13 protein-coding genes are annotated in these 16147 nt (G+C 61.9%); 1 reads left to right on the top strand and 12 read right to left on the bottom strand.

Translation table 11 applies throughout. The features are described 5' to 3' along the window. Nucleotides 1-11: 11 nt before the first annotated feature. Nucleotides 12-866, bottom strand: a complete 855-nt coding sequence (gene fghA, locus HWV67_RS11095; RefSeq protein WP_371929295.1) for an S-formylglutathione hydrolase — start codon at nucleotides 864-866, stop codon at nucleotides 12-14. Nucleotides 867-873: 7 nt separating this feature from the next. After that, nucleotides 874-1986 carry an S-(hydroxymethyl)glutathione dehydrogenase/class III alcohol dehydrogenase gene (locus tag HWV67_RS11090; protein WP_095154062.1) on the bottom strand — a complete coding sequence of 371 codons (1113 nt, stop codon included), beginning with the start codon at nucleotides 1984-1986 and terminating at the stop codon, nucleotides 874-876. A 106-nt stretch (nucleotides 1987-2092) separates the two neighbouring features. Here HWV67_RS11090 and HWV67_RS11085 point away from each other — a divergent pair, with 106 nt between their 5' ends. Then, a complete protein-coding gene (locus HWV67_RS11085; RefSeq protein WP_175651258.1) occupies nucleotides 2093-2989 on the top strand; it encodes a LysR substrate-binding domain-containing protein in 897 nt (298 codons plus the stop codon). A gap of 4 nt (nucleotides 2990-2993) precedes the next feature. Here HWV67_RS11085 and ispD read toward each other — a convergent pair whose 3' ends face one another. From ispD to lpxB, 10 genes are all read right to left on the bottom strand, one after another. Beyond that, on the bottom strand, nucleotides 2994-3701 hold the full coding sequence (gene ispD, locus HWV67_RS11080; RefSeq protein WP_175651257.1) for a 2-C-methyl-D-erythritol 4-phosphate cytidylyltransferase: 708 nt from the start codon (nucleotides 3699-3701) through the stop codon (nucleotides 2994-2996). Beyond that, nucleotides 3698-3976, bottom strand: coding sequence for a cell division protein FtsB (ftsB, locus tag HWV67_RS11075; protein ID WP_110968289.1), 279 nt, complete (start codon nucleotides 3974-3976; stop codon nucleotides 3698-3700). The genes ispD and ftsB overlap by 4 nt, the downstream gene beginning before the upstream one ends. Nucleotides 3977-4132: 156 nt before the next feature. After that, nucleotides 4133-5422, bottom strand: a complete 1290-nt coding sequence (gene eno / locus HWV67_RS11070; protein WP_095154066.1) for a phosphopyruvate hydratase — start codon at nucleotides 5420-5422, stop codon at nucleotides 4133-4135. A 142-nt stretch (nucleotides 5423-5564) separates the two neighbouring features. Then, nucleotides 5565-6410, bottom strand: a complete 846-nt coding sequence (gene kdsA / locus HWV67_RS11065; protein ID WP_175651256.1) for a 3-deoxy-8-phosphooctulonate synthase — start codon at nucleotides 6408-6410, stop codon at nucleotides 5565-5567. A 3-nt stretch (nucleotides 6411-6413) separates the two neighbouring features. After that, the gene (locus HWV67_RS11060) at nucleotides 6414-8042 is read right to left on the bottom strand and encodes a CTP synthase (protein WP_095154068.1); all 1629 of its coding nucleotides are present in this window, start codon (nucleotides 8040-8042) and stop codon (nucleotides 6414-6416) included. A gap of 272 nt (nucleotides 8043-8314) precedes the next feature. After that, nucleotides 8315-9622 (bottom strand): tRNA lysidine(34) synthetase TilS, encoded by a 1308-nt coding sequence (gene tilS, locus HWV67_RS11055; RefSeq protein ID WP_175651255.1) that lies wholly within the window; start codon nucleotides 9620-9622, stop codon nucleotides 8315-8317. 93 nt (nucleotides 9623-9715) lie between these two features. Further along, a complete protein-coding gene (locus HWV67_RS11050; protein WP_095154070.1) occupies nucleotides 9716-10663 on the bottom strand; it encodes an acetyl-CoA carboxylase carboxyltransferase subunit alpha in 948 nt (315 codons plus the stop codon). Between the two features lie 98 nt (nucleotides 10664-10761). Continuing rightward, nucleotides 10762-14283, bottom strand: a complete 3522-nt coding sequence (dnaE, locus tag HWV67_RS11045; RefSeq protein ID WP_175651254.1) for a DNA polymerase III subunit alpha — start codon at nucleotides 14281-14283, stop codon at nucleotides 10762-10764. 105 nt (nucleotides 14284-14388) lie between these two features. Next, entirely contained in the window at nucleotides 14389-15018 is a 630-nt protein-coding gene (rnhB, locus tag HWV67_RS11040; protein WP_175651253.1) for a ribonuclease HII, read from the bottom strand. Then, complete coding sequence (gene lpxB / locus HWV67_RS11035) at nucleotides 15019-16146, bottom strand: lipid-A-disaccharide synthase (protein ID WP_175651252.1); 1128 nt, start codon at nucleotides 16144-16146, stop codon at nucleotides 15019-15021. It abuts the gene before it with no gap. Between the last annotated feature and the right edge of the window lies 1 nt (nucleotide 16147).

Here is a 16147-nt window from a genome sequence, read left to right as displayed (position 1 = left end):
AATTGTAGGACTCAGTCCTGGCCAATCCCCAAGGCTGTGGCGTGATGTCGCAGGTGGTCATCGATGAAGCTGGCGATGAAGTAATAGCTGTGGTCATAGCCCGGCTGCAAGCGCAGTTGCAGCGGGTAGCCCGCGGCTTGCGCGGCCTGTTGCAGCACCTGCGGCTTGAGCTGGTTTTCCAGGAAGTCGTCACGATCGCCCTGGTCTACGAGCAACGGCAAGCGCTCGCTGGCCTGGGCGATCAGGACGCTGGCATCCCACTCGCGCCAGCGCGAACGGTCTTCGCCCAGATAGCGGCTGAACGCTTTCTGGCCCCACGGGCAATCCATCGGATTGCTGATGGGCGCGAAGGCCGACACCGACACATAGCGACCCGGATTGCGCAACGCGCACACCAGCGCACCGTGCCCACCCATGGAATGACCGCTGATAGCGCGCTGGGCCGAGGCCGGGAAATGCGCCTCGATCAGTGCTGGCAGCTCGTCCACCACGTAGTCGTACATGCGGTAGTTGGCCGCCCACGGCTGCTGCGTGGCGTTCACGTAGAAACCCGCACCGAGGCCGAAGTCCCAGGCACCGTCAGGATCACCCGGCACCTGGGCGCCGCGCGGACTGGTGTCCGGCGCGACGATGATCATCCCCAGCTCGGCGGCGAGCTTGTGCGCGCCAGCTTTCTGCATGAAGTTCTCGTCGGTGCAGGTCAGGCCGCTCAGCCAGTACAGCACCGGCAGCTTGCCGCCCTGCTCGGCCTGCGGCGGCAGGTAGACGGCGAACACCATGTCACAACCGAGCACCTCGGAGCGGTGGCGGTAACGCTTGTGCCAGCCACCGGAACTCTTCTGACAGGAGATATTTTCCAGGCTCATGAGCACCTCAGAAATGGATGACGCTGCGGATGCTCTTGCCTTCGTGCATCAGGTCGAAGGCCTTGTTGATGTCCTCCAGCCCCATGGTGTGGGTGATGAAGGTATCCAGCGGGATCTCGCCTTTTTCCGCCATGTCGACGTAGCTCGGCAGTTCGCTGCGGCCACGCACGCCACCAAAGGCCGAACCACGCCAGACGCGGCCGGTGACCAACTGGAACGGACGGGTAGCGATTTCCTGCCCGGCACCAGCGACACCGATGATGACCGACTCACCCCAGCCCTTGTGGCAGCATTCCAGTGCCGCACGCATCAGTTGCACGTTGCCTACGCACTCGAAGGAGAAGTCCACGCCGCCGTCGGTGAGGTCGACGATCACTTCCTGGATCGGGCGGTCGTAGTCCTTCGGGTTGACGCAGTCGGTCGCACCCAGTTGGCGGGCGATTTCGAATTTGCTCGGGTTGATGTCGACCGCGATGATTCGCGACGCCTTGGCCTTGACCGCACCAATGATCGCCGACAGACCGATGCCGCCAAGACCGAAGACTGCCACGGTGTCACCCGGCTTGACCTTGGCGGTGTTGAGCACGGCGCCGATACCGGTGGTCACGCCGCAGCCGAGCAAGCAGACCTTTTCCAGCGGCGCCTCTTTTTGAATCTTGGCGACGGAAATTTCCGGCAGCACGGTGTACTCGGAGAAGGTCGAGGTGCCCATGTAGTGGAACAGTTGCTGACCTTTGTAGGAGAAACGGGTAGTCCCGTCTGGCATCAGGCCCTTGCCCTGGGTCGCGCGGATGGCCTGGCAGAGGTTGGTCTTGCCCGAACGACAGAATTTGCACTGGCCGCATTCCGGGGTGTACAGCGGGATCACGTGATCACCCACCGCTACCGAGGTCACGCCCTCGCCAATGGCCTCGACGATCGCGCCGCCTTCATGACCAAGGATCGACGGGAAGATACCTTCCGGGTCGGCGCCGGACAGGGTGTAGGCGTCGGTGTGGCAGACACCGCTGGCGACCACGCGCAACAGCACTTCGCCGGCCTTCGGCATGGCGACGTCGACTTCGACGATTTCCAGCGGTTTCTTGGCCTCGAAGGCAACGGCGGCACGGGACTTGATCATCAATCTTCTCCAACTGAGGGACAGTTCAAGCACGCAGTGTAATTCAAGCGCTTTTGATGAATAATCCAGCCAAAGACAAAACATTATTGCCATGCAGGGATAATCAATGAGCAACCGCTGGGAAGGCATCGACGAGTTCGTGGCGGTGGCCGAATCCGGACAGTTCACCGCCGCCGCCGAGCGCCTTGGCGTTTCTTCTTCGCATATCAGCCGCCAGGTGGCACGCCTTGAAGAACGCCTGCAAACGCGGCTGCTGTACCGCAGTACGCGACGCGTCACCCTGAGTGAAGCCGGACAAACCTTCCTGCAACATTGCCAGCGACTGCAGGACGGTCGCGAAGAAGCCTTGCGCGCCATGGGCGACCTCAACAGCGAACCCAAGGGGCTGCTGCGCATGACCTGCGCGGTGGCGTATGGCGAACGCTTTATCGTGCCGCTGGTCACCCGCTTCATGACCCAGTACCCGCAACTACGGGTGGATATCGAGCTGACCAACAACACCCTCGACCTGCTCCACGAAGGCATGGACCTGGCGATTCGGCTTGGACGCCTGCAGGAATCAAGGCTGGTGGCCGCCCGAATCGCGCCGCGGCGCATGTTCGTGTGCGCCTCGCCGGATTACCTCAGTCGCTATGGCCGGCCGCACAGCCTGTCGGAGCTGGCGCGGCACAATTGCCTGATCGGCAGTTCGGATATCTGGGCGGTGCAGCAGGAGGGTCGGGAAATCGCGCAACGGGTTCAGGGAAACTGGCGTTGCAACAGCGGCCAGGCGGTGCTGGATGCCGCGTTACAGGGCATGGGGCTGTGTCAATTGCCGGACTATTACGTGCTGGAGCATTTGGGCAGTGGCGCTCTGGTTTCACTGCTGGAGGCCCACCAGCCACCGAATACGGCGGTGTGGGCGCTCTACCCGCAGCAGCGGCACCTGTCGCCGAAAGTGCGCAAACTGGTGGATCACTTGCGTGAAGGACTGGCACTGAGGCCGGAGTATCAGCGGGCCTGACCCATCAGCCGCGCATCGCCCAGCGCTGACGCAGCCACTCAAGGTCCTCAGGACGGGTGACCTTGATGTTGTCGTTGCGCCCTTCGATCAAGCGCGGCGCCTGCCCGGACCATTCGATGGCCGAAGCCTCGTCGGTGATCGCAACATCCGCCACCAGACTGTCGGCCAGCGCCCGATGCAGGGCGCCGAGGCGGAACATCTGTGGCGTGTAGGCCTGCCAGATGGTGCTGCGGTCGACCGTCGCACTGACTCGGCCATCGGCGTCGGCGCGCTTGAGGGTGTCACGGGCCGGCACCGCGAGCAGGCCGCCCACCGGGTCATCCGCCAGTTCCAGCAGCAGCCGGTCCAGGTCGGAGCGAGCCAGGTTCGGCCGCGCGGCGTCATGCACCAGCACCCAATCGCTGTCGGACGCACCCTGGGCATGCAGTAGCAACAAGGCATTGAGCACCGAGTCGGCGCGCTCGCGCCCACCCGCGGCCCGCTGGATACGCGGGTCGCCGGCACACGGCAGGTCGGGCCAGAAAGGATCGTCAGCGGCAAGGCTGACCACCACCCCCTTCACACAGGGATGGTCGAGAAAACAGTTGAGGCTGTGTTCGAGAATCGTAAGTCCGCCCAGTTGCAGGTACTGCTTCGGCCGATCGGCGGCCATTCGCGCACCCACGCCGGCGGCGGGGATCACTGCCCAGAAGGCAGGCAAGGAAGAGTTCATTGGGCCAACTGGTAGAGGGTTTCACCCTCCTTGACCATGCCCAGCTCGTGGCGAGCCCGTTCTTCGACGGTTTCCATACCTTTTTTCAACTCCAGAACTTCCGCGTCGAGCACGCGGTTGCGCTCCAGCAGACGTTCGTTTTCGGCGTGCTGGTCGGCGATCTGCTGTTGCAGCTCAGTCACCTGGGCCAGGCTGCCATTGCCCACCCACAAGCGATACTGCAAGCCACCGAGCAGCGCGAGAAGGACGAGGAACAACCAATAAGGACTACGCATCAGGACATCCAGTGGCTAAAGACCGCAACTGCGAAGGGCTGATGGCACGAAGCCTGACCGAAGCCAGGCTTTGTGATTCACCGCTCGCAGCACCTGCGAAACACCCGTCAGGACGACCATGGCGCAACGCAGTGCTGTCTTTTTACCATCTATCGCTTAGCCGCGAAACTCGGCGCGACCACGGTACACCGCCTTGGCGCCCAATTGCTCTTCGATACGCAGCAGTTGGTTGTACTTGGAAACGCGGTCGGAGCGGCACAGCGAACCGGTCTTGATCTGACCAGCAGCGGTACCCACGGCCAGGTCGGCGATGGTGGAGTCTTCGGTTTCGCCCGAACGGTGCGAGATCACCGCGGTGTAACCGGCAGCCTTGGCCATCTGGATGGCTTCCAGGGTTTCGGTCAGCGAGCCGATCTGGTTGAACTTGATCAGGATGGAGTTACCGATGTTCTTGTCGATACCTTCCTTCAGGATCTTGGTGTTGGTAACGAACAGGTCGTCGCCCACCAGCTGTACTTTCTCGCCGATCTTGTCGGTGAGGATCTTCCAGCCAGCCCAGTCGGACTCGTCCAGACCGTCTTCGATGGAGATGATCGGGAAGCGTTCGGTCAGGCCTTTCAGGTAGTCGGCGAAACCTTCGGCGTCGAAGGACTTGCCTTCGCCGGACAGGTTGTACTTGCCGTCTTCGTAGAATTCGCTGGCAGCGCAGTCCAGAGCCAGGGTCACATCGGTGCCCAGCTTGTAGCCAGCGTTGGCTACGGCTTCAGCGATGGCGCCCAGGGCGTCTTCGTTGGAGGCCAGGTTAGGCGCGAAACCACCTTCGTCACCCACGGCAGTGTTCAGGCCACGGGCCTTCAGCACGGCTTTGAGGTGGTGGAAGATTTCGGTGCCCATGCGCAGGCCGTCGGAGAAGGTCTTGGCGCCAACTGGCTGGACCATGAACTCCTGGATGTCGACGTTGTTATCGGCGTGCTCGCCACCGTTGATGATGTTCATCATCGGAACCGGCATGGAGTACTGGCCTGGGGTGCCGTTCAGGTTGGCGATGTGCGCGTACAGCGGCAGATCCTGATCCTGGGCGGCGGCTTTGGCGGCAGCCAGGGAGACGGCCAGGATGGCGTTGGCGCCCAGCTTGGCTTTGTTCTCGGTACCGTCCAGATCGATCATGGCGCGGTCCAGAGCTTTCTGGTCAACAGGATCCTTGCCCAGCAGCAGGTCGCGGATCGGGCCGTTGATGTTGGCGACGGCTTTCAGAACGCCCTTGCCCAGGTAACGGCTCTTGTCGCCATCACGCAGTTCCAGTGCCTCACGGGAACCGGTGGAAGCACCGGACGGCGCGCAAGCGCTGCCAATGATGCCGTTGTCGAGCAGGACGTCTGCTTCCACGGTTGGGTTGCCCCGAGAATCGAGAACTTCACGACCTTTGATGTCGACGATTTTTGCCATTGTTGTAAGCACTCCAGAATTGACGAAAACAACGCAGCTTGAAGAATCCGCTCTTTCGCAGGCACGGGGCACGGGCAGGCCTGCCGCGGAGAAAACCCCTGGCCATGGACCAGGGGGCGGTACTGTACCGGAGAAACGAGCGTTATGCGGTTTCTACTGTCGGAAAACTCTTGACCAAGTCATCCAGTTGTTTGAGCTGGGCCAGGAAAGGCTCCAGTTTGTCGAGGCGCAGGGCGCAAGGACCGTCGCACTTGGCGTTGTCCGGATCCGGGTGCGCTTCCAGGAACAGGCCCGCCAGGCCCTGACTCAGGCCGGCACGGGCCAGCTCGGTCACCTGGGCGCGACGACCGCCAGCAGAATCGGAGCGACCGCCCGGCATCTGCAGGGCATGGGTCACGTCGAAGAACACCGGGTACTCGAACTGCTTCATGATGCCGAAGCCGAGCATGTCCACAACCAGGTTGTTGTAACCGAAGCTGGAACCACGCTCGCAGAGGATCAACTGATCATTACCGGCCTCTTCGCACTTGGTCAGGATGTGTTTCATCTCCTGGGGTGCGAGGAACTGGGCTTTCTTGATGTTGATCACCGCGCCGGTCTTGGCCATCGCGACCACCAGGTCGGTCTGGCGCGACAGGAAGGCCGGCAACTGGATGATGTCGCAGACATCGGCGACAGCCTGCGCCTGATGAGGCTCGTGCACGTCGGTGATGACCGGCACGCCGAAGGTCTTCTTCACTTCCTCGAAGATCCGCATGCCTTCTTCAAGGCCCGGACCACGGTAGGAATTGATCGACGAACGGTTGGCCTTGTCGAAGCTGGCCTTGAACACGTAGGGGATACCGAGCTTCTCGGTAACCCGCACGTATTCTTCGCAGACCTTCAGGGCCAGATCACGGGATTCCAGTACGTTCATGCCGCCGAACAGGACGAACGGCTTGTCGTTGGCGATCTCGATGTTACCGACGCGAATGATCTTCTGGGTCATGGATCAGGCCTTGTTCTTCTGAGCCAGAGCCGCCTTGACGAAGCCGCTGAACAGCGGATGGCCGTCACGCGGGGTCGAGGTGAACTCAGGGTGGAACTGGCAAGCGACGAACCATGGGTGATCCTGGGACTCGACCACTTCAACCAGCGCACCGTCGCCGGAACGACCGGAAACCTTCAGGCCGGCTTCAACCAGCTTCGGCAGCAGGTTGTTGTTCACTTCGTAACGGTGGCGGTGACGCTCGACGATCACGTCCTTGGCGTAGCAATCGTGAACCTTGGAACCGCTCTCCAACTGGCATTCCTGAGCACCCAGACGCATGGTGCCGCCCAGGTCGGAAGCCTCGGTGCGGGTTTCCACGGCGCCGGTGGAATCTTCCCACTCGGTGATCAGACCGACGACCGGGTGGCCGCTGTTGCGGTCGAACTCGGTGGAGTTGGCGTCTTTCCAGCCCATGACGTTACGAGCGAACTCGATGACCGCCACTTGCATGCCGAGGCAGATACCCAGGTACGGGATCTTGTTCTCACGAGCGTACTGAACGGCAGTGATCTTGCCTTCGACACCGCGCAGACCGAAGCCGCCCGGGACCAGGATGGCATCGACGCCTTCCAGCAGGCCGGTGCCCTGGTTCTCGATGTCTTCGGAGTCGATATAGCGCAGGTTGACCTTGGTGCGGTTCTGGATACCGGCGTGGCTCATCGCTTCGATCAGCGACTTGTACGCATCCAGCAGTTCCATGTACTTGCCGACCATCGCGATGGTGACTTCGTGCTCTGGATTGAGCTTGGCATCGACGACCTTTTCCCACTCGGACAGGTCGGCGCCATTGCATTGCAGGCCGAAGCGCTCGACGACGAAGTCGTCCAGGCCCTGGGCGTGCAGCACGGCAGGAATCTTGTAGATGGTGTCGACGTCTTCCAGGGAGATCACCGCACGCTCTTCAACGTTGGTGAACAGCGCGATCTTGCGACGGGAAGAAACATCGACCGGATGGTCGGAACGGCAGATCAGCACGTCAGGCTGCAGGCCGATGGAACGCAGTTCCTTGACCGAGTGCTGGGTTGGCTTGGTCTTGGTCTCGCCAGCGGTGGCGATGTACGGAACCAGCGTCAGGTGCATCAGCATCGCGCGCTTGGAGCCGACTTCGACCCGCAGTTGGCGGATGGCTTCGAGGAACGGTTGCGACTCGATGTCACCCACGGTGCCGCCGATCTCGACCAGGGCCACGTCGGCATCGCCGGCGCCCTTGATGATGCGACGTTTGATTTCGTCGGTGATGTGCGGAATGACCTGGATGGTGGCGCCCAGGTAATCACCACGGCGCTCCTTGCGCAGCACGTGCTCGTAGATACGGCCGGTGGTGAAGTTGTTGTTCTGGGTCATGGTCGTGCGGATGAACCGCTCGTAGTGGCCCAGGTCCAGGTCGGTTTCGGCGCCGTCGTGGGTGACGAACACTTCACCGTGCTGGAACGGGCTCATGGTGCCCGGGTCGACGTTGATGTACGGGTCCAGCTTGAGCATGGTGACCTTGAGCCCCCGCGCCTCCAGGATGGCCGCCAATGAAGCCGAGGCAATGCCTTTCCCCAATGAAGAAACAACACCGCCCGTGACGAATATGTAGCGCGTCATGAAAAACCCTAGAAGTCTGCGTTAAAGCGGTCTGCGCCGCCGGGGAAAGCGAAGGAAGGCCGAAGCCCCCGATCACCTGCGTCAATTACAGTGCATCCGAAAATACTGCCGCGCCTGTACGGACCGGGGTTGAAAAGCCCGGTACTAAACTCGCTACACATTTTGAGAATCGCCCAGCAAAAAACTGCTTGGTAATCGGCAACTCCAGTGACTCAAAACGATGTCACAGAAGCTGTATCAAGAAGGGAGCGTAGTCTACCGGAATGTCCCTTTCATCTCAAACCTTGCTCGCTCGTCGGCGCACGCCACGTCAGTTGCAAATCGCCATCAGCCAGCCCTGGCAGGTTCGCCACGGCCACCAAGCGCTCCCCCGCAAACAGCAATGGCAAGCGCCCGCGGACAAAGGACGGGACATGCCGTTCGTTGAGCAAGCGCTTCAGATCACGACGGCCGCGCCCCGGCAATTCAAGGGTTTCGCCGCCCCGGCGATAGCCAATACGCAGGGGTTGTGACAGCGCACCACCGCTCAGGCTGACGCTGCCGTTTCCCGGCAACGGCAATGACTCCAGAAGGTCCGTCCAGGGTGCGGGCTCACTCAAAGGTACAAGCCAGTTACCACTCAGCCAGTAAATCCGCTTACCCGCGCGATGCAGCTCGCCGTCGGTCAGGCGCCACACCGGCGAGGCATCGACGCGGGCATCACGCAGATCATCCCAGCCGGCCCAATGGTCGCTGTCCGGCAAACGCGTATACGCCGCCAGCCAGTATTGCAGGGCATTACGCTGACGAGCCGCAGACAACCGCGCCAGACTGCGCAAATCCAGCGAAGGCAGTTCAAGCCAGGGAAATTCATCACCCTCCCGAGCGCAGGCCAGATCCTGCTGCGCCAATTCATCGAGCAGTTCCCGCGCCTCAGCCAGATGCGCGGCCGTACGCGCCAGGCTGCGATGCGCTTGCGGCCAGCGCGCGGTCAACGCGGGGAGGACTTGGTGACGCAGATAGTTGCGAGAAAACCGTGCATCGCGATTCGACGGGTCCTCGATCCATTGCAGGCCGTGCTCCGTCGCGTATGCCAGCAACTGATCACGGGAAATGTCCAGTAAAGGCCGGACCAGCTCCCCCGCCCCCAACCGTCGTTGCACCGGCATCGCCGACAAGCCGCGCACCCCGGCACCGCGGAGCAAGCGCAGCAACAGGGTTTCCGCCTGATCATCACGATGCTGGCCAGTCAACAAGACGTCGCCAGCACCCAAGACCTCGATGAAGGCCGAATAGCGGGCATTACGCGCCGACTGCTCAAGGCTCGCGCCCTCCTCCACCTGCACATGACAGACCTGCAACTCGACACCCAGCGAATCACAAAGCCGCTGGCAGTGCGCCGGCCAAGCGTCGGCCGCCACCTGCAAACCGTGGTGAACATGAAGGGCGCGGAGAACGGGAAGATCATGACGGCGCTTGAGCTCCGCCAACAAGTGCAGCAGTACGCTGGAATCCAGGCCACCGGAAAGGCCCACGCACCACGACCGCGCACCGCGCCACGGCGCAAGACGTGAAAGCAGCCGGGAGGCGAGATCAGTCATGGCGGCCAGCCCTCAAATGAAAACGCGGGACGGGCCCGCTCCACCTAGTGGAAGCGTACCCGCCCCGCGTTCAGATGCCACGATGGCGTCAGATCAGAGACCGTAGCTCATCAGGCGATCGTAACGACGCTTGAGCAGCGCTTCGTTGTCGAACTTCTTCAGCATGTCCAGTTGCTGGGTCAGTTCGCCACGAATCGACGCGGCCATGGTGGCCGGATCACGGTGCGCACCACCCAGTGGCTCGCCGATGACCTTGTCGACGATACCCAGGCCTTTCAGGCGCTCGGCAGTGATGCCCATGGCTTCGGCGGCATCGGAGGCTTTCTCGGCAGTTTTCCAGAGAATCGAGGCACAACCTTCCGGCGAGATCACCGCGTAGGTCGAGTACTGCAGCATGTTCAGCTGGTCGCAGACGCCGATCGCCAGTGCACCACCCGAACCACCTTCGCCGATAACGGTCGCGATGATCGGGGTTTTCAGGCGTGCCATGACCCGCAGGTTCCAGGCGATTGCCTCACTCTGGTTGCGCTCTTCGGCGTCGATGCCCGGATAGGCGCCCGGGGTGTCGATGAAGGTCAGGATCGGCATTTTGAAGCGTTCGGCCATTTCCATCAGACGGCAGGCCTTGCGGTAGCCTTCCGGACGCGGCATGCCGAAGTTGCGACGGACCTTCTCGCGGACTTCGCGGCCTTTCTGGTGACCGATGACCATTACCGGACGGTCTTCCAGGCGGGCAATACCGCCGACGATCGCGGCATCGTCGGAGAAATGACGGTCGCCGTGCAGTTCGTCGAACTCGGTGAAGATGTGCTCGATGTAATCGAGGGTGTACGGCCGGCGCGGGTGGCGCGCCAGGCGGGCGATCTGCCAGCTGGTCAGGTTGCCGAAGATGCTCTCGGTCAGCGCGCTGCTTTTGTCTTGCAGGCGGCCAATCTCGTCGCCGATGTTCAGCGAGTTGTCATTGCCGACCAGGCGCAGCTCTTCGATCTTGGCTTGCAGGTCAGCAATCGGCTGTTCGAAATCCAGAAAATTCGGGTTCATAGGCATCCGTCTAGGGTCGACGGCCAGGCGGCCGGCCGGTTGATCCGTTTGGCGCCCTACCTTAAGGGATCAGGCGCATTCAGGTCGAGATTAAAAATTCATCGATAGTGCAAAAAGACGTTCTCACGCCCGAACTGGTCACGCAGGGCTTGAATCAAGCCATCAGCCGGGTCGATACGCCAGTTCTCGCCGAACTGCAGCAAGGCTTTCGCGTCGCTGCCGGTGTACTCCATGCTGATCGGGCAGGCCCCGCGATGACGCTTGAACAAGTCGCCGAGCCAGGCCAGACGGTCGCCCTTGAGCGCTTCGGCGTGGATCTTGAGACGCAGGCTGTCGGCCAGGTTGTTGCGCGCATCTTCCATGCTCATCACCCGCTTGACCCGCAGGCGCAGGCCGCCGGAGAAGTCATCGTTGCTGACTTCGCCCTCGATCACCACCATGGCGTCGGTCTGCAACAGCGACTGCGCGGCCATGAAGGCGTCGGCAAACAGCGATGCCTCGATACGCCCCGAACGGTCGTCGAGGGTGACGAAGCCCATCTTGTCGCCCTTCTTGTTCTTCATGACCCGCAGGGCAATGATCATCCCCGCCACAGTCTGGGTATCGCGTGCCGGCTTCAGGTCGATGATGCGCTGACGGGCGAAGCGGCGGATTTCGCCTTCGTATTCGTCGATCGGGTGGCCGGTCAGGTACAGGCCGAGGGTGTCTTTTTCACCGCGCAGGCGCTCCTTGAGCGTCAGCTCCCGAGCCGCACGGTGCTTGGCGTACACGTCGACATCCGCCTCATCGAACAGGCCACCAAACAAGTCGGCATGCCCGCTGTCATGCGTGCGTGCGGTCTGCTCGGCAGACTTGATCGCTTCTTCCATGGACGCGAGCAACACCGCGCGGTTGAGGTCGACGTTAGCCTGATAGGCCTTGATCTCGTCGTGGAAGTAAGGACCGAGCCGGTCCAGCGCGCCGCTGCGCACCAGCGCATCGAGGGTCCGCTTGTTGATCCGCTTGAGGTCGGCGCGGTGACAGAAATCGAACAGGTCCTTGAACGGCGCCTCGGCGCGCGCCTCGACGATCGCCTCCACAGGCCCCTCGCCGACGCCCTTGATAGCGCCAAGGCCATACACGATACGGCCGTCGTCGTTGACGGTGAACTTGAAGTCCGAGGAGTTCACGTCCGGCGCGTCCAGGCGCAGCTTCATGCTGCGCACTTCCTCGATCAGCGTCACGACCTTGTCGGTGTTGTGCATATCCGCCGACAGTACCGCCGCCATGAAGGCCGCCGGATGGTGCGTCTTGAGCCAGGCGGTCTGGTAGGAAACCAGGCCATAGGCGGCGGAGTGGGATTTGTTGAAGCCGTAGCCCGCGAATTTCTCCACGAGGTCGAAGATGTTACCCGCCAGGTTGCCGTCGATGCCGTTATCCGCGCAGCCCTCGATGAAACCGCCGCGCTGCTTGGCCATTTCCTCGGGCTTCTTTTTACCCATGGCGCGACGGAGCATGTCCGCACCACCGAGGGTGTAGCCGGCCATGACCTGGGCAATCTGCATCACCTGTTCCTGATACAGGATGATGCCGTAGGTCGGTGCCAGAACCGGCTTCAGACCTTCGTACTGGTAATCCGGGTGCGGGTACGCCAGTTCAGCGCGACCGTGCTTGCGGTTGATGAAGTCGTCAACCATGCCCGATTGCAGCGGGCCGGGACGGAACAGTGCCACCAGTGCGATAAGGTCTTCGAGGCAGTCGGGCTTGAGCTTCTTGATCAGCTCCTTCATGCCCCGCGATTCAAGCTGGAACACCGCGGTGGTTTCAGCTTTCTGCAGCAGGTCGTAGGTGCGCTTGTCGTCGAGCGGGATGAAATCGATGTTGAGGTCTGGCAGACCTTCCTTGGCTTGCTCGCGGTTGATGGTCTCCATCGCCCACTTGATGATCGTCAGCGTACGCAGGCCGAGGAAGTCGAACTTCACCAGGCCTGCGGCTTCGACGTCATCCTTGTCGAACTGGGTAATCAGGCCGCCGCCTTCTTCATCGCAGGCGATCGGCGAAAAATCGGTCAGTTTGGTCGGTGCGATAACCACACCACCGGCGTGCTTGCCGGTACCCCGGGTGACCCCCTCCAGCTTGAGGGCCATGTCCCAGATTTCCTTGGCGTCTTCATCGACCTTGAGGAAATCGCGGAGAATTTCTTCCTGCTCGTAGGCCTTTTCCAAGGTCATGCCGACTTCGAACGGAATCATCTTCGACAGCCGGTCGGCCAGGCCGTAGGACTTGCCTTGCACCCGCGCCACGTCGCGCACCACCGCCTTGGCCGCCATGGTGCCGAACGTGATGATCTGGCTTACCGCGTTGCGGCCGTAGGCTTCGGCAACGTACTCGATCACACGGTCGCGACCGTCCATGCAGAAGTCGACGTCGAAGTCGGGCATGGAAACCCGTTCCGGGTTGAGGAAACGTTCGAACAGCAGGTCATAGGCCAGCGGGTCGAGGTCGGTGATCTTCAGCACGTAGGCCACCAGCGAGCCGGCACCCGAACCCCGGCCCGGGCCAACCGGCACGCCGTTGTTCTTGGCCCACTTGATGAAGTCCATAACGATCAGGAAGTAACCGGGGAATCCCATCTGGATGATGATGTCCAGCTCGAACTTGAGCCGGTCCAGATAAGTCTGGCGTTTCTCTTCGTAATTCGGCGTGGTTTCTTTCGGCCAGAGCACCGCCAGGCGCTCTTCCAGACCCTCGTGGGAGACGTGTCGCAGGTAATCGTCGATGCCCATGCCGTTGGGCGTCGGGAAGTCCGGCAGGAAGTATTTGCCCAGCTGCACTTCGATATTGCAGCGCTTGGCAATCTCGACGGTGTTTTCCAGCGCCTCGGGCAAGTCACTGAACAGCTCGGCCATTTCCTCGGCGCTTTTCAGGTATTGCTGATCGCTGTAGTTACGCGAGCGACGCGGATCGTCCAGCGCCCGGCCCTCGCCGATGCACACGCGGGTTTCGTGGGCGTCGTAGTCGGTCTGCTTGATGAAGCGAACGTCGTTGGTGGCCACCAGCGGTGCGCCCAGGCGATCAGCCAGCTCGACGGCGGCATGCAGGTATTCTTCGTCGCCGGCGCGGTTGGTACGTTGCACCTCGACATAGAAACGATCGGGGAACATCGTCATCCAGTCCCGCAGCAGCGCTTCGGCGTCCACCGCGTTACCAGCCAGCAAGGCCATGCCAATGTCACCTTCCTTGGCCGCAGACAGAGCAATCAGCCCCTCGGAGGCGGCAGCAATCCACTCGCGCTGGATAATCACCAGGCCATTGCGCTGGCCCTCGACCCAGCCGCGGGAAATCAATTCGGTGAGATTGCGATAGCCCTGGGCATTCATCGCCAGGAAGCAGATGCGCGACAGTGGCGCATCGGGGTCGTCGTTGGCCAGCCACAGGTCGGCACCGCAGATCGGCTTGATCCCGCCCCCCATCGCGGTTTTGTAGAACTTGACCAGCGAGCACATGTTGCTCTGGTCAGTCACCGCCACTGCCGGCATGTTCATCGCGGTCAGGGCCTTGGCCAGCGGCTTGATCCGTACCAGGCCGTCGACCAGCGAGAATTCGGTGTGCAGGCGAAGATGAACGAATGAAACCGACATGATGGTCCTATAGCAGCGCAAAACGACAAGGCCCGGATTGTACCGGGCCTCGATCAAAACAACAGCCGGGGGATTCTGATCCTGACTGAAGGTGGAGCCGATGGCTCAGCCCGGGATTAGCTGATCAGCCATCAGGGCCCGGGCCTCGAAGGCCGCCCGCACAGGCGCGAAGGAGCGCCGGTGAATCGGGGTCGGACCAAGGCGGGCCAGCGCCTCCAGGTGCACCGGGGTCGGATACCCCTTGTGGCCACCCATCCCGTACCCAGGATAGATCAGCTCGAACGCCGCCATTTCCCGATCACGGGTGACCTTGGCCAGGATCGACGCGGCTGCGATAGCTGGCACCTGACTATCGCCTTTCACCACGGGAGCGGATGGCACGTTCAACTTGGGGCAGCGATTGCCGTCGATCAGCGCCAAGCGGGGAGTGATGTGCAAGCCCTCCACCGCGCGCTGCATCGCAAGCATGGTGGCATGGAGAATGTTCAGTTCGTCGATTTCATCGACTTCGGCCCGGGCAATGTGGAAGCTCAGGGCCTTTTCGCAGATCTCGTCGAACAGCTTTTCGCGGCGAGCTTCGGTCAGTTTCTTCGAATCATTGAGGCCAAGAATCGGGCGATTCGGGTCAAGGATCACCGCAGCGGTCACTACCGCGCCACACAGCGGCCCACGACCGACCTCATCGACACCGGCGACAAGGTCTTCGACCAGGTTGAAGTCCAGTCCCATTTGCATTTATCGGGTTTCCAGCAAGGCCAACACTGCTTCAGCGGCCTGATTCGAGGCATCGCGGCGCAGTGTGCGGTGAATCTGGTCGAAGCCTTCGGTCTGCTGCACGCCATCGGTCACCAGCGGCGCCAGGGTCTGGGCCAGGGACTCGGTGGTTGCAGCCTCCTGCAACAGTTCCGGAACCAGCAAGCGCTGGGCCAGGAGATTGGGCAGCGAAACGTAGGGACTTTTGACCAGGCGTTTGAGAATCCAGTAGCTCAGCGGCGCAAGGCGGTAGGCCACCACCATGGGGCGCTTGAACAGCAGCGCTTCAAGGGTGGCAGTACCGGAAGCGATCAGTACCGCATCGCAAGCCGCCAGGGCCTGGTGGGACTGACCGTCGAGCAGCGTCAGCGGCAGGTCACGGCCTTCGAGCATCTGTTCAAGCTGCGCACGCCGCGCGGAATTCGCGCACGGCGTAACAAAACGCACACCCGGCACCAGCTCACGCAGACGCTGAGCGGTATCGAGGAAAAGAGCACCCAGCCGGCCGACTTCGCCTCCCCGGCTGCCCGGCATCAAGGCGACCAGCGGGCCGTCGGGCAAGCCCAGAGCCCCGCGGGCGGCCTGTCGATCAGCATCCAGGGGAATGGTGTCAGCCAGCGGATGGCCAACGAAACGCACGGGAACGCCCTGCTCTTCGTAGAACTTCGCCTCGAAGGGGAACAGGGTGAGCATCAGGTCGCAGCCTTCGCGGATCTTCAACACACGCTTCTGACGCCAGGCCCAGACCGACGGGCTGACATAGTGCACGGTCTTGATCCCGGCGCGGCGCAGCTTCAATTCAATATTCAGGGTGAAGTCAGGTGCGTCGATGCCGATGAACACGTCGGGCTTTTCATCGATAAGCGTCTGAACAAGCTGCTTGCGGCGCTTGAGCAGTTCAGGCAGCCGTCCCAGCACTTCGACCAGGCCCATGACCGCCAGGCGTTCCATGGGGAAGTAGGAGACGAGCCCCTCGGCTTCCATCAGGGGACCGCCAACGCCGATGAAGCGGACATCCGGATGACGCGCCTTGAGCGCCCGCATCAGACCGGAACCAAGAATGTCGCCGCTGGCCTCACCGGCCACCAGCGCTACGCAGAGTTCGGACATA

The organism is Pseudomonas sp. Marseille-P9899, from assembly GCF_903166565.1.
Lineage (GTDB): Bacteria > Pseudomonadota > Gammaproteobacteria > Pseudomonadales > Pseudomonadaceae > Aquipseudomonas > Aquipseudomonas huaxiensis.
Note: the sequence above shows the minus strand (reverse complement) of the source record. Positions and strands in the feature narration are given on the sequence as shown.